10 protein-coding genes are annotated in these 20,232 nt (G+C 46.4%); 5 read left to right on the top strand and 5 right to left on the bottom strand.

Features of this window, described 5'->3' with window-relative positions:
- Positions 1 to 15 precede the first annotated feature (15 nt).
- From ACMVP2_RS25415 to ACMVP2_RS25405, 3 genes are all read right to left on the bottom strand, one after another.
- Entirely contained in the window at positions 16 to 1,842 is a 1,827-nt protein-coding gene (locus ACMVP2_RS25415; RefSeq protein ID WP_416865653.1) for an AMP-binding protein, read from the bottom strand.
- Complete coding sequence (locus tag ACMVP2_RS25410; RefSeq protein ID WP_416865652.1) at positions 1,832 to 4,699, bottom strand: class I adenylate-forming enzyme family protein; 2,868 nt, start codon at positions 4,697 to 4,699, stop codon at positions 1,832 to 1,834. Before ACMVP2_RS25410 ends, ACMVP2_RS25415 begins: the two co-directional genes overlap by 11 nt.
- Positions 4,700 to 4,974: 275 nt before the next feature.
- Positions 4,975 to 6,474 (bottom strand): PQQ-binding-like beta-propeller repeat protein, encoded by a 1,500-nt coding sequence (locus tag ACMVP2_RS25405; RefSeq protein ID WP_416865651.1) that lies wholly within the window; start codon positions 6,472 to 6,474, stop codon positions 4,975 to 4,977.
- A gap of 290 nt (positions 6,475 to 6,764) precedes the next feature.
- Between ACMVP2_RS25405 and ACMVP2_RS25400 the strand changes: the two genes are divergently transcribed.
- Both ACMVP2_RS25400 and ACMVP2_RS25395 read left to right on the top strand, forming a co-directional pair.
- On the top strand, positions 6,765 to 10,121 hold the full coding sequence (locus ACMVP2_RS25400) for a VCBS repeat-containing protein (RefSeq protein WP_416865650.1): 3,357 nt from the start codon (positions 6,765 to 6,767) through the stop codon (positions 10,119 to 10,121).
- The gene (locus ACMVP2_RS25395) at positions 10,121 to 11,458 is read left to right on the top strand and encodes a vanadium-dependent haloperoxidase (RefSeq protein ID WP_416865649.1); all 1,338 of its coding nucleotides are present in this window, start codon (positions 10,121 to 10,123) and stop codon (positions 11,456 to 11,458) included. Before ACMVP2_RS25400 ends, ACMVP2_RS25395 begins: the two co-directional genes overlap by 1 nt.
- A 554-nt stretch (positions 11,459 to 12,012) precedes the next feature.
- Here the strand turns inward: ACMVP2_RS25395 and ACMVP2_RS25390 are convergent.
- Positions 12,013 to 12,567 carry a 3-keto-disaccharide hydrolase gene (locus ACMVP2_RS25390; protein ID WP_317492358.1) on the bottom strand — a complete coding sequence of 185 codons (555 nt, stop codon included), beginning with the start codon at positions 12,565 to 12,567 and terminating at the stop codon, positions 12,013 to 12,015.
- Positions 12,568 to 12,710: 143 nt separating this feature from the next.
- Entirely contained in the window at positions 12,711 to 16,160 is a 3,450-nt protein-coding gene (locus tag ACMVP2_RS25385; protein WP_416865648.1) for a ThuA domain-containing protein, read from the bottom strand.
- Between the two features lie 209 nt (positions 16,161 to 16,369).
- Here ACMVP2_RS25385 and ACMVP2_RS25380 point away from each other — a divergent pair, with 209 nt between their 5' ends.
- The 3 genes from ACMVP2_RS25380 (at position 16,370) to ACMVP2_RS25370 (ending at position 20,222) form a co-directional block, all read left to right on the top strand.
- Positions 16,370 to 17,455: an aminotransferase class V-fold PLP-dependent enzyme gene (locus ACMVP2_RS25380; protein WP_416865647.1), complete on the top strand. Its 1,086-nt coding sequence runs from the start codon at positions 16,370 to 16,372 to the stop codon at positions 17,453 to 17,455.
- 125 nt (positions 17,456 to 17,580) lie between these two features.
- Positions 17,581 to 18,504 (top strand): universal stress protein, encoded by a 924-nt coding sequence (locus ACMVP2_RS25375; protein WP_416865646.1) that lies wholly within the window; start codon positions 17,581 to 17,583, stop codon positions 18,502 to 18,504.
- A 65-nt stretch (positions 18,505 to 18,569) separates the two neighbouring features.
- Positions 18,570 to 20,222, top strand: a complete 1,653-nt coding sequence (locus ACMVP2_RS25370) for a glycerol-3-phosphate dehydrogenase/oxidase (protein ID WP_416865645.1) — start codon at positions 18,570 to 18,572, stop codon at positions 20,220 to 20,222.
- The last annotated feature ends 10 nt before the right edge of the window (positions 20,223 to 20,232 follow it).

The raw sequence follows: 20,232 nt of genomic DNA, 5'->3' as shown, positions 1-20,232 counted from the left end.
TGATAGGTGGAGAGGTCATTGTTTGTTGACTTTGGTTTGCACTATTGTTTCAAGGGCATTAAGTGTTGATATCCCCAAAATGTCTTTAGTAGAAAACTGTATCTTAAAATAGTCCTCTACACTTGTTGCTAACGATAAATGCGCCAGGGAATCCCACCCCACTATGTTGCTGGAATGCTTGCCAAAATCACTGTCTTCAATTTGAGTATTAAAAGCCTTAACTGCCAATTTTCTAATTTCCGTACGAATCGAATCCGATTTGCCATTATCATCCACAGAGTTCATAGCTATAGTCTTTCTTAACTCATCAATCTGAACTTTTCCTGAGAGGCCTTTTGGAAGGCTCTCTACAAAATAGATGGCGGACGGCAGTTTTTCTGACTCTAAGTGCATCTGGCAATAACCAACGATGTCGATGGGGCTCAACTTTCTGTTTGCCTCAAGAACCACCGCTGCACAAATCTTTTCGCCCCAAATAGGGTCATTCTGACCAAACACGTGTGCCTCAAGGATATCGGGGTGTTGATTGAGAGTCTCAATGACTTCTTCGGGGTACACATTGATGCCTCCTTTTATGATGACATTCTTCAAGCGACCCTTGATATAATAAATACCAAGCGGGTCACGAAATGCCAAATCGCCAGTCATAAAGAACCCCTGGTGAAAATTATTTTCATCCGGGTTTAAATAGGACTTAAATACATTATCGCCTTTTAAACCTAGTTCTCCGGTCACATTTTCTCCAACTTCCTTACGCTCTTTATCGAAGATGGCTGCTTGACAATCTACGGGTTTGCCGACAGAACCAATAATCAGGCTTTCCGAAGAGGGCCCTGCGAACAACCCCCCTGTAACCGTCTCTGTAAGCCCATATACATTGATGATACTAACTTTAAATCGCTCAATGGTCTCATTCCATAGGTCACTTTCCAGAGCGGCTGCACATGATATCAGATACTTAAATTCACTAGTTTCAAAGCTTTTCTCATACCCTTCAGAATACTTATTGATAAGCACAAGCATTGTTGGCACGGTGACAAAATGGGAAACTTTGAATTTGTAAACAGCATCAAGTAGATGAGGTATTTTTGCGATTTCAAATTTGAAGGGTCTTATTAACGAAACCTGATTGTAGGCGGCCAACACGGGCCCCTGAACCAAGCCATCGACATGATAGAGAGGCAAAATATTCATTATCACTGAGCTTTGGCTTAGCTCATACTGTTTTGACAGAGTCTTGAGATGGGAAAGAATATTCCCATGAGAGATTGGGACCCCTTTTGGATTACCTGTTGAACCAGATGTAAAAATGATGTAGGCGATTTCGTTACCACTCACAATTTGAAAGTCATCAAACTCCTTGGTGTCTTTCAAATAGAATTCAAAAGTTTTTTTTTGTACACTAACTTCTTTTTTCAAGAGCTTGCTAAGCAGTTTACTCGAAGATCCGGTCTGGGCTTCCACGGAAAAGGCCAGGCTTGTTTCAGGAAGCTCCCAGGCATCTGCATTTTCTTTGCTGCAAATCCATCCGTCAACTGACACGGTGCTTAGAATCTTTTTAACTCTTTCCTTTTTCGCATCGGGATCTATAAGAACTGCCGTTATCCCGTTGGCTACAAGCGCAAGGAAGCAAGTAATCATTTCGAAGTCGTCCGATACAGAGACCACCACATTGTCTCCTGTTGATACACCACAATTCCTGACTGCACCCGATACCCGCCTTATTCTGGTTAGCAGATTTCCGTATGTATATTCAGAAGCGTTCGATTTTAAAAAAACTTTTTTTGAGATACTTTCTTCAGCAAGCGCTTCAACAAAGTCTTTGAAACTTTCAACTTGCATGGTGTCCAGCATTAAGAGTTGCCATCATTTCCTTTTTATCAATTTTTCCCCGTTGGTTCAAAATAAACTGTTCAACTTCAATAATTGTCCTTGGAACTTTACCTTTCCCCAACTGATTTGAAAGATGTAGTTTTAATTCCTGATCCGTTGGTTTTTGAGTTATTTGGTCGGTGACCATGTAAAAAGCCACCAAATATTCTTGCCCCTTATCTGACATGCTGCCAACAAGTGCATCCTGTATTCCTTCGTATTTTGACAAACACTCCTCTACTTCTTTGAAATACACGATCTCTCCGCTTTCATTCTTTATCATGTCTCGTTTTCTTCCTTTGAGGTAATAGTAGCCATCACGATCTCTCATTGCAAGGTCACCAGTATAGAGCCACCCATCTTTAAGAACTAAGTTTGATTCACCTCTGGTCAGATAGCCTTTCATGTGCCTGTCTGAGTAGATTCGAAGGTTTCCTGTCTCTCCTGGCACCACAAGGTCATTGTGGTCATCCACTATTTGAGCGATTGCATCTATCTCAATTCCTATTGAGCCTTCCTTTCCCTGCTCCTTATCAATTGGCTCCCCTAAGCAAAACCCCGTGGTTTCAGTCAGTCCATAGTAATTGTAAATTGGGATAGCAAACATGTCATGGAATTCTTGAATCAAAGTAGGGGGCAGACTGGCGCCAGTGCATATAATTCTGGATACACTAGAAATTTGGGCTTTAGCACGCATTCCTATTTTCAGGATTTGGCTAATCAACGCCGGAGTTGCTGTTAATATAGTGACTTCATGCTTTTGGATTTCATCCATTAAGCTTAGAACAGTATTGTTGCTGCTAGTCTTAGGAATCACGATGGTTACTCCTGCAAACAATGGCGCAATGCAGACGTTTCGGAGGCCACTCATAGAATCCAATTCAGCCGACATTAAAATGCGATCTGAAGATTTCCAATGATATGATTCCGCTAAAAGTTTGCCACTCTCGTATAAGGCGCTATTAACAAGTTCTATCCCTTTGGGTTTCGCCGTGCTGCCAGAAGTATAAAGAATGGTAGCCACATCATCTGGCATCAGCTCCTCATTATCTGAGTGAGCTACTTCGAAATCATCTTGCAGCCAGTTTGAGAATAAAGAAGGGATATCTATTTCCTCGTTATCAAAAACCACCACATGGGTTTCTAAACGCAGCCTTAACTCTGTGTCAGCAAAAACAATACTTGGAGGGGCCTCCCTTAGTATATCTTCTTTAATATGTAGAGGCTGGCTGGAGTTAATTATACTCACCTTTACTCCCATTCCTGTGGCGGCCCAATACACCAAGATTGCCTCAAAGTGGGGTTTTGAAGAAATACATATCAAGCTGCCTTTTTTAAGACCAGCCGCCCTCAGTCTAGCCTGAATAGCTTCAGTAAGCGCATTCGCTTCTTCAAAGCTTATTTTACTATCATCCTGGCTATTTATTATCACTGGTTGATCACTGTACATTAGGCTGGCTCGAGGCAACAAATGAGCTATCGTATGATCAGAATGGAGCGTGTTGACAGCCTGCTTCGAATGATATTGCTGCAACAACACTCCCTGCTCAGAAATTGGAAGTACTTGTAATATGTCTTTTTCTATAAGCTCGTCGATAGCCACGAATATTTCTGAACTGTCAAATTCAAATTTTTCAATCAGTTGACTCACCGAGTAACCATGCTGCGACAGGTATATAATTCTAGCTTGCGCTTCAGTTAGTTTGAAACCATGCGTCGATTGCACCTTTTCAATATAAACGGGGTGCCGATCCATCATGTGTCCAACCATTCCATTTAGATGCTCTCGATCAAGAGTAACGGCCTGGTTCGAAAGATCATACACAAAGAAAGGATTGACCAGAATTCGAAGCTCGTCGGCGCTGTATTTTTTGTAGTCAAATGGCCTCAGCTTCTTACCAGTAAGTTTGTCGGGCAATATTGCGATCATTGCATTGTAGTCTCTGGTGCCAGGGTCACTGACAATGCTTGTGGGTTGAGCCAGGGAAAACATTTCAGGCTCGGACAGAACGAAAGCCTTATGACCTCTGCCTGCAAGAACTTTTCTAAAATACGACTCGTAAGCCATTCCATGAAGCTGCCTTTCACCCCTTTCGAAGAAAGGCTCTGGCTCCGAGTTGGTCAGATGAATATGAGGAAAAATGAGAATACCGTCATCTTTAAGAACCCTGAGTAGTTCAGGTACTAAAACTTTCTGGTCGTACCTGTGAAGTGTGTCTAGACCGTAAATGAAACTGGCTGTATCGCTCTGAAACGGGAGAGGCTTGTTTAAGTCGTGAAAAACTATTTCCAAATTTGTAGGTCTCACCGTTTTGCCGAGCCAAAAATCAAACCCCTGATAGCCAAGTGTGTCCTTGTTTCCTTCCCATATGGATATCACTTTTTGATTGGGAAACAGCCCAGCTAAAAAGAGCGAACTCCAACCTGTACGGCACCAAGTATCAATGATTACATCGCCAGCCTTTAAGTTGGCACTTATCAGATGTAAGAAGGGATATATTGATCTTGAAGACTCATTAAATGGTTGAAAGGCAGAGTAAGGGTCGAGTGTTTTTCTCCACTGTTTGACTCGCATGAAGTTTCTGTAGTCAGGCCTTTTTTCAATAATAACGTCTTTAACACGATCAAAACAAGAATCATCATTGAGGTAGACATCATTGTCTGATTCCGTAAAATAGAAGATGCCGTTAACGACCGGGATCTGGATGTGGCAGGTACTGCATTTTATCAAGTCGCCTTCTAGAGAGTCGTTATCACTCGACAAACTATAACGGGAAAGTGCGGAAGAACAAAATGGACATCTGTAGCTCCGTAGTTGCTCACTCATGTATCAGAAAAAATAATAACAAAATAATATTCAAGGAATCCCATCACCGGGAACCAATTCTTGGTCGACATGACCAAGTCTTACAATAAAAAATTCCGTAGCTGATCTGGTCAACAAACTACAAGCTCTTATATCAGAAAGGCAGCAATTTTAATACTCAAACCTAGAAAAATCATTTTATTATTTCTACTCCTCTGATCAGAATAGTGTAAAAATTCAGATAAAATTTGGGTGGATTTAGAATTCATTAGAATTCAGATTACAGCCTGCCAAACTCAAAACACCCCATCGCCATTCGACCCCATATAAGCTCCCCATCTTACAGGGTTGCCCATTTCGATACCCGTCGATATTCGCTTGATCTTCATGCCAAGAAAAACCATCAGGTCAGAGGTGGGATTGAAGTACTGACAATGAACAATATCGAGGTAGCCATCATTGTCCATGTCTCCGATATAAGGCGTTGAGAAAATGTTCTTGAACCCGTTGAGCTGGTCGATGGGAATGACTGATTTGTCTGTGAAATTGATGGCCACCAGTTTTGTAAGTATCTCGCTCGATTTCTTGTTCACAAAGCCTTCTGCACAATCGAATTCGTTGATGCTGATAATTGCCTCGTCTACCCCATCATCGTTTAGATCGTAAACAACGGGCGAAGAGAAACCAGTGCAGCCCATTTCGGCCATGTAGGCGATCTCTCCTGTTTTTCCGTCAAGCATCACTTGTACCGAACCGGTGTTTTCCGGCCAGGCACCCCTGCTCACGAAGGTAAAAAAGTCGGGCACGCTGTCGTCAGTGAAATAGCCCACAGCAAAGCTATTGCTCGACTCTGAGTCTTCAATCTTTTTTGTCCAAATAGGCTTTTCAGTTTTCCCGTCGATGGCAAATATGCTACTAGCATGTGAAATAGCTACAATGTCATAAAAGCCGTCACCAGTAATGTCAGCCACAGAAGGTGGTGCAATGAAACCGTGGTCAATTTCTGAGGCAAGGACTTTGGCATCAGATAGCCGGTGATTTTTTAAATCAGCCAGAGTAGTTGCATACAGACTGCCTGAGATCGTCTCCCCTCCTGTGCCGAACAGTACCGTAACGTCATCACTGCCCGGCTGCTGAAAAGCAATAGGCGACATATACGACTCTTTGCCATCAGGCATTGTATCCGATGCCAAAATCTCACCTGTTTTGGTATCCATCAGCATCAATACACCAGGAAATCTATTGCTGGTGGAAAATGGCTCAACTTTGGAATTTCCGCCATTCACAATCAGCAAGTCCTTGAGTCCGTCCCCATTTTGGTCAGGCACCAGCACACTATTGTAAAAATTGAAACGGGCATACTGAAGGAAGGAATCCTGCAGGTACAACTCATGATTATAGGCCCAGATAACCTCACCTGTTTTTCCGTCCAGCGCCCTTAAATGGGGCGACCTCCCACCAATAAACACATCCGGCACCTGGTCACCGTTCACGTCGTAGAGTGTCGCCGAACCAAACACCTGGTCAGTAGTTTCTTGTCTCCAAAGCAACTCACCGGTTTTTCCGTCCAGCGCCATCACACCAAATTCTGATTTTTGGTATTCGTTCTTCCCGGCACCCATCACAATATCCAACACTCCATCCAGATTAAGGTCAGCGGCCCTTGGCGACGACTGAGAGCCAATGATGGAGAAATCCTGCACCCAGGCAACTTCCGTCTTCTTTTTTTTGCAGGAGGTAACTGCCACGCCAGCGCACACGACAAATAAGAGCAACAGTTGATTGAAAAATTTCATAATAATCGCTATTTCGGTCGCTAAAGTATTGAAAAACGAACATAAAGCTAAATAAAGGAAGGCCCAGCCAAATCTTTCAACACCAGTGAAATATGCCTCCGGCTCTCCGGTGCGGAGACACTACTTAAAAAACACTTTGAGCACTACCAAATGCTTTTTATAAACATTAACTTGTGTTTGGTTTGGATCGAAGAAATATCCAAATCTCTGACCCGCATTTGATAAAATGCAGCCATATTTGAGAATTGAACCCTTACGAATTGTGATGTTGGATTTTTACTTCTTCCCTGATGGACGCCCGTAGATACATATTGAATCAATTCAGCGCTATTTCGATCAATAATAATTTGATTGTTAATATAATAATAGCACTGTCTTTCATAAGCACATTGTCCTTTGGTCAACAAAAAGGACCGCTTTTTGAGCTGATGCCCACAGCTAAAACAGGCATTACATTCAAGAACATATTGACGGAGAGCCCTACTGCCAACGTGCTCACATACGAATACTTCTACAACGGCGGCGGTGTGGCCATTGGCGACATCAACAACGATGGCTTGGACGATGTATACCTCATTGGTAATATGGTAGAAAATCAGCTCTACCTCAACCAGGGCAATTTCAGCTTCAAAGATATCACGAAGTCATCAGGCACCGCCGTAAGCGAGGGGTGGAAAACAGGGGCTAACATGGTCGACATTAACGGAGATGGATGGCTCGACATCTATGTATGCCTTTCAGGTAAAACAGCGCCCGATACCAGAAGGAATAAACTCTTCATCAATAACAAAGACCTGACCTTCACAGAAAAGGCGGCAGAATACGGCTTGGATGATCCGTCGCACAGCACCCACTCGGCCTTTTTTGACATCGACAATGATGGTGACCTGGACATGTACCTGCTCAATCACAACATTACTGTGATCCGTGAGTTTGAGTTTGCCAAGGCAAAAGAAACACGTGATCCCTACGCTGGTGACAAGCTTTACAGGAACGACAACGGGCGCTTTGTCGACATCAGCGCCGCAGCCGGCATCAAAGGCAATCCGCTTGGTTTCGGATTAGGCGTTAACATAGCAGACGTGAACCAGGATGGATTTCAGGATATCTACGTGTCGAACGACTATGTGGAGCCAGACTACCTCTATATCAATAACGGCGACGGCACATTTACGGATGAGATGACCAACTACATGCAGCACATCTCCTACTTCTCCATGGGCTGCGACATCAGCGATATCAACAACGACGGCTGGCCCGACATTTACACGCTCGACATGCTGCCGGAAGACAATAAGCGACAAAAGCTGCTTTACGGGCCGGAAAATTACGAGCATTTTGCCCTGCTGGTAATCAACGGCTTCTATTTTCAGAACATGCGCAACATGCTCCATCTGAACAACACCGATGGAACCTACAGCGAGATTGGGCAGTTTTCCGGCATTTCCAACACCGACTGGAGCTGGTCTCCCCTCTTTGCCGATTACGACAACGACGGCTGGAAAGACCTGTTCATCAGTAATGGCTATTTCCGTGACTACACCAACCGTGACTTCCTGAAATACAAGGGCGACTACTTCTTTGATATGGCCAGAGAAAAACAGCCTGCCGACACCTTTCACCTGGTCTCCACCATGACGTCCACCCCCGTTCATAACTATATCTACAAGAATAATGGCGATCTGACGTTCACGGACATGAGCGACGACTGGGGCTTTGCCAATCCGGGTTTTTCCAGCGGCGCTGCTTATGCTGACCTTGACAATGATGGAGATATTGACCTGATCGTCAACAATCAAAACAATGCCGTTTCCATCTATAGAAATCAAACCCAACAACGGCATCCCGACCGCAACTACCTCGACATTACACTGAAAGGCCGTTCAAAAAACTCAAGGGGCTACGGTGCAAAAGTACATGTGTATGCAGGCGGACAGGTACAATACTTTGAACAGATGCCCACCAGAGGCTTTCAGTCTTCGGTAACCGGAAGGCTTCATGTCGGACTTGGGCAACAGAACAAAATAGACTCAATCAAAGTGACATGGCTGAGTGGTGCTGAGCAAAAGCTTTCAGGCATTACTGCCAATCAAACTATTACAATAGAGGAAACAAGCCGTGAAAAGCCTTACCTGTTTGCTTCTGCCAGAGCATCGTTTGAGCCAACTAACTTTTCAAGGGTAGAATGCCCCGTCTATTATGAACACCTCGAGTATGGTTTCAACGACTTCAAGCGGCAGCCACTCCTGATGACGATGCTCACCAACTGCGGCCCGATTATGACGACGGGTGATGTGAATGGCGATGGCAGGGAAGATATATTCGTGGGCGGCGCACAGGAGAACCCCGGCATGCTGTTCATTCAATCGGCCACTGGTTCGTTCGAGCCAGGCAACTTTCCGGTAACTCAGTCCGACCTGCAGTATACCGACGCCGGTGCCAGCTTCTTTGATGCCGACAAAGACGGTGACCTCGACCTCTACCTTGTTAGCGGTGGCTACAATGATTACAGTGAGAAGGATAAAGCCACACAAGACAGGCTTTACCTGAACGACGGAAAGGGAAATTTCACCAAAGCGATGGATGCCTTGCCTGACATGCTCGTGAGCAAATCATGTATTGCCTACGCCGATTTTGACAAAGATGGTGACATGGATCTTGTGCTGGGTGGAAGGGTGATTCCTGGCCGGTATCCCGAAGTGCCTCAAAGCTTTTTCCTTGAGAACAAAGGAAACGGCAAGTTTGTGGACGTAACGGCTGCCAAAGCCAAAGAACTCGGTACTATTGGTATGGTCACCGATGCTTCCTGGGTGGATTTGAATGGCGACAAATGGGATGACCTTGTCGTAGTCGGTGAATTCATGGCCATTGAAGTGTTCATTAATAAGCAGGGAAAGTCGCTGGAGCGGTCAACAAGCGAGTATTTCGACAAGTCAATTTCAGGCCTGTGGAGCAAAATGGTAGTACATGACTTTGACAAAGATGGAGACTTGGATATTGTGGTTGGGAACTTCGGGCTAAATACCCAGCTTCATGCCAGCGAAAAAGAGCCCATTACCCTTGTTTACAAGGACTTTGACAACAATGGTTCGGTGGATCCCATCCTCAACTACTACATTAAAGGCGAGTCGGTTCCATTTGCCAGCAGAGACGAACTGCTTGATCAGATTTACGCTATGCGAAGCAAGTACACCGACTACTCTTCCTATGCCGATGCCAGGCTGAGCACCATCTTCTCAAAAGCTGACTTAAAGGATGCCAAAGAGCTGAAGGCCACTGAACTGCGCAGTATGTACCTGGAAAATAGAGATGGCAAACTCATTCCTCACGCCTTACCAGATGAGGCACAGTTCGCTCCTGTTTATGCAATGACGCTGGTCGACTACAATAATGATGGCAACATGGACCTGGTGGTTGCGGGTAACCAAAGCTCTATTCGCATTCGCATGGGGGTTATCGATGCTAATTTTGGCCAACTGTATGAAGGTGACGGCAAGGGACATTTCAAATATGTATCACAGTCAAAATCTGGCTTCAGGTTCACTGGAGATACCAAATCACTCGACGTGATAGACGTGGCTGGTGAGCAGTTCCTGCTCGTGGGTGTGAACAATATGGGTATCGAAGCGTATAAATTGAATAAGTGATGAGAAAGACTGTTATACTGGGTGTTTTGCTGGGCGCTATGCAATTTACGGGCTCGGCGCAGACCAGCCTGAGCAATACGGAAGCGGCCAAAGTGTTCGCCGAGAACGCCTTCCACCTGTCGGAGGTGATGCTTCACGATGTGGCTAACCCACCTGCTGCCAGCCGGTTTTATGCTTATGCAATGCTGGGCGCTTACTACACAGCTAGCTCCAGTGGTAGCGACATTCCTCAAATTGGCCCAAACTTCAAAGTAAACCCGGGCGTTCATGCCACCTACTCCGCAAAAGGCTTTGACCTGACCTTTGCCGCCACCTATGCCATGCTGGAGGTGGGGAAAAAGATCATGCCGTCGGGCTACCTGCTAAAAACCAATCAGGAGCAGCTGGAAACACAGTTCAAAGAGCAATACAAGCTTTCATCTCGTTCTGTTGAAGCCAACAAGAAGTACGCCATTGAAATAGCAGACCAAATCATTCGGTATGCCAAAAGCGACGGGTACAATAAGCTGAGCACCTATACCAGGTACACGCCAAGCAAAGAGGAAGGTCGGTGGTACCCCACACCTCCTGAATACATGTCGGCCATCGAGCCGCAATGGAAAACCATCAGACCGTTCTTTCTCGAGTCGTACGACCAGTTTGTACCAACAGCCCCTGCTCCTTTCAGCCTCGATACCGCCAGCTCGTTTTTTAAGCAAACAATGGAGGTGTATGACGTTGTGAAGAACCTGACACCTGAGCAGAAGCTTATCGCCAGCTTTTGGGACTGCAACCCCTTTGCCGTGACCTATTCAGGCCACATGGCCATCGGATTAAAGAAGATCTCCCCTGGCGGCCACTGGATGGGTATTACCGGTATCGCTTGTGAAAAGGCAGATATTCCCTTCGATTCCACCATTTTTGTGCATGCCATGGTGGGCACTACCCTGCACGACGCTTTCATAAGCTGTTGGGATGAAAAATACCGGAGTGACAGGATCAGGCCTGAAACCATGATCAACAAGTACGTCGACTCCGAATGGCGACCAATTCTTCAAACACCTCCCTTTCCTGAATACACCAGCGGGCACAGCGTAGTGTCTGCAGCCTCTTCTGTTGTGCTCACAACACTTCTCGGCGATAATTTCGCTTTTAGAGACGACTCTGAGGTGTATTTCGGATTACCGGAAAGGGATTTCAATTCGTTTTACGAGGCTGCGGCCGAAGCGGCCATTTCAAGGCTTTACGGCGGCATTCACTACCGAGACGCCTGCGACGAGGGCGTGAAACAAGGCCGGGCTGTCGGCACAAATTCCATCAACAAGGTTCTGAAGCCAGCCAGCAGCGGCACAAACTGAAAAAGTAACGGGTATTTCTGCCGGATCGAATGTTTCGTTTGTGGTTAAATAAAAAAGCAAAAGGTCCAAGCGAGACGCATTGAACCAGTTTTGCTTTTTTATTGTCGCCTATTTGCTGAATCGAATACCACTCCTTTTGAGTTTTATCCCCCAGATTTTCCGCTTGATCCTCGTTCAGCAGGAACCTGCTGACTTCTACTCGGTGAGACTGAAAACAAAAAAGCTTTCGGGCGAACCCGAAAGCCTTTTACCTGCTCAGGAATGAGGTAACTAAACCTCTTTTAGACAAGATTTAGGCTCCTCCTTATCGCAACCTTCCACTGTTAACCTGCCCGCCAGCTGGCGGGCGAGGTCCGCCAACTGGCGGATGAGGCCTGGTTTTGGCAAGAAGGTTAACCCGGAATTGTATTCATGTTAGGTTTAGGACCATCTGCCTGCTCAGGATTTAATACGAAGTTAGAGCATTCAATACTTTTTGACAAAGAGAAGGAACCAATATTTCTATTAATTTTTTGAACCGAAATAAATGGCAAAAAGCATCGTTTATAGGCACCTTAAAGCTCCTTGATCATGATGTTTCTCCACTTCACACGAATACCACCTCCATCGTGAATTTGAAGGGCGATTGACCCCGTTGCCTGCCCAATCTTTTCATCTTTGAAAGAGATCATCTCGGTGCCATTCACCCACGTAGTCACTTCATCGCCCACCACTTTAATGCGCATCGTGTTCCACTCACCCATCTTCAGGGCCTTGTCCTTTTCAGGGTCTGGCTTGATCAACCAGCCTCTGCCGTAGGACTCGTAAATTCCACCGGTATCATGTCCGGGAGGCGCCACTTCCGCCTGCCAGCCAGTGATCTTTGTGCCCTCAATGCTCGACCTGAAAAACACACCGCTGTTTCCATTGGCTTCCTGCTGAAATTCGAGCGTAAGGTCAAAATCCTTGTAAGTTTTCTCTGTTGCAAAATAGCCGTATCCTTTATCCGGCCCACTTTCGCACACCAGTAAGCCGTCTTCGACAAACCACTTTTCAGTACCGTAAATCTTCCATCCTTTTAGGTTCTTGCCATTGAAAATGGACTTTTGAGCAAACGCCCCGTTAGTCATCAAAAGCGTCAGGCCAATCCCCAAGGATACCCCCGTTAATTTCATTCTTTTCATTGTTGCTTATTGTTTAAGTATATCTGTATTAGCTATTAAATTGTATTACCTGCTGTCGGCTCCAGAGGCGAAACTTAGCAGAGCAAAGGCTATTTTTCAAATTGAATCGTTTTCAATACGGCCAGGTTGTCATTCGGCTTTTCTGGTTTCATGATAAAGAAATACATATCATGGCGTCCCTCTAACGGTTTTTCCAGTATTCCGCTCACGGTGCCATTTTCTCCCCAGGAGCCTGTGGCAACAAAATCTGTCTTGCTGACAATTGGCCCTGCATATGAGTCCAACCGCACCTCTATATAGCCATTTTTCTTGTCTGCGGCATACTCGTAGCTGAACCCTTTGATCCCGGTCATGTCGATATTCTTCAAAAGAATATAAGATTTGTGGCCTCCCTGACTCAAACTGTTCCCCCACCGTGGGAAGCCTTCGTATGCGTCTGCAAATACCGTGCTCACCCTGGCATTTCGAAGCGTAATTAGTTCTGAGCCGGTCAGCGGACCCACGCCATTGGCGCCTTTGTCTGTGTAGGTAGCCAATAAATTATACACACCACGTCTATCGTCTTTCTTGTGTTTATTCAGGGCCACTTTGCCTTCCGCCGGCAGCGTAGTAGCCGTTGACGGGTTGGCCAGCGATAGGATATAATTGACAATCTCTTTGGCGTCGTCCATGGGAATCTGCGGGTGGGCTGCCATCACGTGCACGTCACCCCAGTTGCCGCCGCCGCCCTGGATAATCTTCGTGGCCAATGTATTGACTGCCGAAGGGTCTCCCTTGTATCTTTCTGCCACTTTCAGGTAGGCGGGCCCGACAGAAATGTCTTTTACAGTATGGCAAGCCTTACAATCGCTGGCCTCAATAAGCGATTTGCCAAGAGAGTTATCCCCCAGCACTGCCTGGTGACCAACTGCTTCCGCTGCTGCCATACTTGGCGTGGGATTGTAGTCAAACAATACAGTCACTGCTGAAGAGGGTATCGCCCCTTCTTCCCTATCGTTTACCCTCACCTTGTAAGAGAACGACGGATTATTGTCCCAGAAAAACGACTTGTTGCCAGCCGTTTCAACTGCTACCTGTGGCCGCTCATTGCCCACTCGCACCAGCACTGTATCCAAGCCTACCGCACCAGCTTTGTCGATTACCCGCAGCACTGCGTTATACAGTCCTGGTGTCTCGTAGGTATAGCTTGCGCTGCGTTCGGTAGCTCCTAAAGTCTTGCCATCAAACAACCACTGGAAGCTCATTTCATCATCATCATCATAATCGGTTGTGCCAGCGCTACTGAACTTCACGGACAGCGGTGCCACACCGGCTATTTCCGAAGGCCCCTTGTATCGTGACTCTGAGGTCACAAAAGCCCTGGATCTCATCTCCTCCATCGCTACAGAGTCGACAATGCTTGCATTGGCAATTGGTGCCCGGTTGCCGGTATTGTATTCTACCCTGACCAACCTCGCATCGTCATTGTCTGCGCCGTACACCGACCCGTACTCCAGCATATACATCACACCTTCGTTGCTGAACACCATATCGATAGGTCTTCGGAAGTCGCCATTGTTGGTCATAAAGGGCTCGTTGCGCACATAGTTCTCGTTTTCATCGAACCGCAGCACCATGACCCAGTTTCTCATCCAATCGAACACGAACAAGCTGCCGTCGAAATACTCGGGAAACCCATTTGGAGACTTCTGCGAAGCATTATATGTGTAAAAAGACCCCGCCATGGCACTTCTTCCTCCTTTGCCCAGCTCAGGAAAGTCGGGTGATGCAGCGTAAGGGTACCAAATCATTGCCGGAGTCGCAGGAGGCAGGTTAGTAAGGCCCGTATTGTTCGGCGAGTTGTTCACCGGTGCTGCCGGGTCATATTTCGGCCCAGCGGTGTTTGTGGCAAAGTCCCACTCAGCGTAGGCGTAGTTGTCGCCAACAAAGTAAGGCCAGCCGAAGTAGCCTGCCTTTTTTGCCTGGTTAAACTCATCGTATCCTCTTGGGCCTTGAATGCTGTCCTCACCAGCATCCGGCCCTATCTCACCCCAATAGATCGTTCCTGTTTTAGGATTGATGGCTATCCGGTACGGGTTGCGGCAGCCCATCGCATAAATTTCAGGCAAAGTCTTCTCTGTGCCTGGTGCAAACAAGTTTCCTTCAGGTATTGTGTAGGTTCCATCTTCCTGCGGACGAATTCGCAAAATCTTTCCTTTTAAATCGTTGGTGTTGGCAGCCGACCGTTGGGCATCCATTGGGAAGTACTCCGGCTCAGGCCTTTCGTCGATGGGTGCATAGCCATTCGAAGGAAATGGTGTGGTGCCATCCCCGGTCGATAGAATCAAGTTGCCATCCTTGTCGAAGGCCAGTGAGCCACCATGGTGTGCCCCGCTGTTGATCTGCACAGGCACTTTCAAGAGCACTTTTTCCGAATTCAGGTCTAGTGTGTTGTCGGCAGTTACCACAAATCGGGACAAATGGAAGAAAAATGGCTCTCCCTCCATCGGCGGTGAGTGATACAGATAAATATATCCGTTGCTGGCAAAGTCCGGGTCAAGCGTCACTCCTATCAGTCCAGTGCCTCCTTTGTTCATCACATCGAGCTGATGCACCAGCTTATTCTCCCCGCTCTTTGTGTCGAACATCCATAGCTTTCCGTTGAACATTTCGGTGTAAAAAAGCCGCCCGTCGTCAGCAATGGCCATTTCCATCGGCACGTCAAGGTCATTCACCAGGATCGTTTTCACGAAACGGTTTTCTTCAGGCGCTTCCACCGCATATGCCTTAGAGTAATCCAGGATCACATTTTCGCCCATGGCATATTGAATACCGCCATAAAGATGCTGTAGAAACAAAGGATCACTGAAGCTGTCTTCCACATGACCGCCGCCGGTGTAGAAGGCTCGACCACCGTCAAACTCATGGTACCACGCAATGGGGTGGTTGGCTCCATTGGTGCCGCCATTGTACGTGCTTTCATCCAGATAGGCTAGTACATTCAGCTCTGAGTAAAATCCTTTGTAGCTATACCACTCGTCTGTCCTTTCCCATTCGGTGGGAAGGCCCTTGGTAGAAACATGGGTAGTATCGGTGACCAAAACTGTTCCCTTCTGAATATTAGAATTACTGGGATGGCTGGAAAAGTGGGCCCCCATGAGTTTGTCGTACCACGGCCAGTCATACTCAGTGTCAGCAGCAGAATGAATGCCCACATAGCCACCACCTGCCTGGATATAGCGTTCGAAGGCAGCCTGCTGTTTGGCGTTCAACACATTGCCGGTCGTGCAATTGAATACTACTGCTTTATACTTCTTTAGGTTATCGTCGGTAAATACCTCGGAGTTACGGGTGGTGTCCACGGCAAACCCGTGCTCTTTGCCCATCTTTTGAATAGCAGCCATACCATATGGAATGGAGCCGTGCTTGTAGCCCCTGGTTTCAGAAAAAACCAGCACCCTTGGGCCGCCTGAGCCATTGTCGCACGATTCAAGGGTCAGCAATGAGAGTAAAAGAACACAGCCAGAAAAGACGTGCCTGGAGTAAAGAAGTAGTTTCATAGGTTGTAGCTTAAGCAATTAAATGTAAGGCTATTCTTGCTGCTTTCTGATTCGAGAGTTTATGAATGGAAAATTTGAAGGATGAAAGCTTTTGATGCCCTCCGTAAATTGTCACAAAAAAACACTTTTTCCCAGCCTATTTCTTTGTTCGAGCCACATTACTTCCTCATTTTTGCGCAACGGTTCTATCGATTTTTTATTCACCCTTTATGGCAAAGAAAATTTACTTTACCCCAGGCCCTTCCGACATCTATTTCACTGTGGAGGAGCATTTAAAAAACGCCCTCAAAGAGCAAATACCTGCTATTTCTCATAGAAGTAAGCGCTTTCAGGAAATTTATGCCGAGGCCGAAAGCAATCTCCGCACCTTGTTTGGCCTGCCCAACGATTTTCACCTGGCTTTTACCGCTTCCGCCACCGAGGTGTGGGAGCGCCTGATTCAAAACTGTGTAGAGAAAGAACCCTTCCACTTTGTCAATGGGTCGTTTTCTCAAAGGTTTTATGAAATAGCCGGAGAGCTTGGCCGGACAGCTAAAATGGCAAAGGCCGATTACGGCAGCTACACCCCCATCAGCGATGTCGCCATTCCAGGTTCTGCAGAGCTTATTTCGGTGACGCAAAATGAAACCAGTACCGGCGTTGCCTTCCCGCAAAATGAGATAGAACAGCTTAAAGCCGCCTATCCTAATGCGCTGATTGCTGTAGACTTTGTTAGCTCAGCGCCAGTTTCCAATATTGATTTTAGCAAAATCGACACTGCCTACCTTTCAGTGCAGAAATGCTTCGGCTTGCCGGCCGGGTTGGGTGTTTGGTTTTACAACGATCGCTGCCTCGAAAGAGCAAAAGCCTTGCAGGCAAAAGGTCAGGTCATTGGCTCCTACCACAGCCTGCTCAAGCTGCACGAAGGTGGCCTCAAAAAGCAGACGCCGGAAACCCCAAACGTTTTGTTCATCTACCTACTTGGCAAAGTCGCCGGTGATATGCTGTCCAAAGGCCTGGACAGAATCCGAATTGAAGCGGAATATAAAGCGACGGTGCTATACACCTATTTCGAAAATCACCCACTGTTTGCTCCTTTTGTAAAAAACGCAGACGCCAGATCCAAAACAGTGATCGTGGCAGAAACAGGGCAGCACACGGCGGCATTGATCGATTTTTTGAAAACTAAAGGCATTGTAGTGGGTAGTGGCTATGGCCCGTTCAAAGATTCGCATATCCGGATTGCCAACTTTCCAACACACTCAAAAGAAAGTATCGAGCTGCTGGTCGACACGATTGACACCTTCAAGCAATAATTTATGCCCATTTAACTGCTAATGGCTAAAAAAATACCGTACAAATACTTCTTAGGTGGAGTTGTTTCAAGAATAAATTAGTTTTAGTAGAGTAACTTTGTGTTGACAAAACCTTAATGAAGTAGATGCATAATTTTCATAAAATTCTGGTAGGACTCGACTTGACTGATATTGATGAGCAGTTGATCAAAGCAGCGTCATTCATCACCACTGCGTTTAAGTCCAAAGAGATTTACTTCTATAATGTGATCAGGGACTTCAGTGTGCCTGAAGAGCTTATCAAGGAATTCCCAACTGTTGTGGAACAACTCATTGTCGACAGAAAGCAAGAGATGGAAAACAAAGTCAATCAATACTACAGTTTTCCGGACGGAATAAAGGTCAACTTCCTTGTGAAGCAGGGACAGCCTACCAAAAAGATCATGAAGTTTGCCGATGAGAAAAAGATAGACTTGATCATGGTGGGGAGGAAACCAAAGCCCAAAAGCGGTGGCATTATTATCAACCGCCTTGCGAGGCGTGCAGGATGTTCCTTGCTCATCGTACCCAAAGAGTATGACCATGCGCTCGAGAAGCTGTTTGTACCTATCGACTTTTCTGACTACTCTCTTGACGCCATGCAACAGGCGGTGGCAATTGCCAGATCCAATGCTAAACCGGTAAAAATTATAGCGCAAAACGTCTACAACGTGCCTCAGGGCTACCATTACACGGGCAAATCCTTCAAGGAATTTGCTGCCATAATGAAAGCCAACGCAGAAAAAAATTATGAGAAGTTCATCAAGCAGATAGATACTGAGGGCATTGATATTGAGCCGATTTATTCGCTCGACAAGAGCGACGACGTAATGGGGACTATTTTTGCCGTCGCTAAAAAGAGCCTTGCCGATATCATCATCATTGGTGCCAAAGGGCGTTCGGCAACAGCCGCCCTGTTCATAGGTACAAATGCAGAGAAACTGGTTCAAATTGACTCAAAAATCCCCATCCTGGTAGTAAGACCTACGGGACGAACGGAAGGTTTGCTGGAGTACCTGAAAGAACTGTAACTATTTTAAAACATTCTTGCCGCAATGTGATTTTATAATAAGCCCTCTTATCATAACTTGCTGGCATGGAATTCCAATTTTCGGCGTCGTCTCATTTCAATCAATTCAAATCGCTCTCAACCCAGCGCTTTGATGTCATCGTTATTGGCGGTGGTATTACCGGAGCCGGCATTGCTGTCGATGCTGCGAAAAGAGGACTCAAAGTAGTGTTGTTTGAAAAGGGCGACTTTGCTTCCGGCACCAGCAGCCGGTCGACCAAACTCATACACGGCGGCCTGCGCTACCTGAAACAGCTAGAGATTGGTCTTGTGAGAGAAGTAGGCATGGAACGCTCCATTGTGCATAAAATGGCCCCGCACATGGTTATTCCCGAAAAAATGCTCCTCCCCCTCGTAGAAGACGGCACATTTGGAAAGTGGGCTACCTCACTTGGCTTATGGGTGTACGATGTGCTGGCCGGAGTAGATGGAGACGACCGCCGGGAAATGCTCAACCAGGAGGAAACATTGGCAAAAGAACCTCTGCTGAACCCGGAGAAGCTTATCGGTAGTGGCTACTATGCAGAGTACAGAACCGATGACGCCCGACTCACCATCGAGAACATGAAGAAGGCAGCCCAGCTCGGTGCCATGCCGTTCAACTATTGTCATGTAAAGGAATTCATCTACAAAAAGTCAAAGGCTGTTGGTGTAAAGGTGTTTAATGAAATTACAGGTGAGGAGATAGAAGTAAAATCCAACTATATCATCAATGCCGCCGGCCCGTGGGTAGACACGCTAAGGGATCAGGATCATTCTCTGGAAGGCAAGCGGCTTCATCTCACCAAGGGAGTACATATAGTTGTGCCTCACGCCAAGTTTCCACTTAAGCAAGCAGTGTATTTCGACGTACCCGATGGCAGAATGATATTTGCTATCCCTCGTGGTAAGATTACATATATCGGCACCACTGACACCGATTATAAGGACAACAAAGACCTTGTGCTTACCAAAAAGGAGGATGCAGACTACCTGCTCTCGGCGGTGATGAATACCTTCCCTTCGGTACATCTTACCATCAAAGATGTATGCTCTTCCTGGGCGGGCCTGCGTCCTCTGATTCATGAAGATGGCAAGTCGGCGTCTGAACTTTCAAGAAAGGACGAGATATTCGAGTCGGAAAGCGGGCTGCTTTCCATTGCTGGCGGCAAGCTGACTGGCTATAGAAAGATGGCTGAACGCATTGTGGATGTGGTGATGGAGCGCATGTATGAGAAGAATGAACACAAGTTTGTAAAATGCAGTACCGACAGCCTCACATTGCCCGGAGGCGATTTCAAAAACTACAAAGAGGTTGAAAAATACACTTCAGCAATTGGAAAAGCACTGAAAAAGCTTGGAGCAGCTCCTTATGAATCATGGTATCTGGTGTCTACGTATGGGAAGCAGACTGACACCATTCTAAGCATGCTGCCTGATTACCAGCAGGTGAATGACATCAGGGAGAGGCTGCTAATGGCCGAACTGGACTTCTCGTTTGAAAATGAAATGATTTGCAGGCCGGTCGATTATCTGGTGCAGCGTTCGGGGAGGCTTTACTTTGACATTGAGAGTATTCATGAATTCTCCGGTATCACCCTCAAGTTTTTCGCACAAAAGTTCGGATGGGATCAGGGCAGAATAGCTTTGGAAACACAAGCCATTGATGAAGCGCTGAAAAGGGTAACATCCTTTGTCTGAGGCAATCCGA

The sequence above is a fragment of the Imperialibacter sp. genome (genome assembly GCF_048007035.1).
Classification (GTDB): Bacteria; Bacteroidota; Bacteroidia; order Cytophagales; family Cyclobacteriaceae; genus Imperialibacter.
This window is presented reverse-complemented; position numbering and strand designations above follow the sequence as displayed.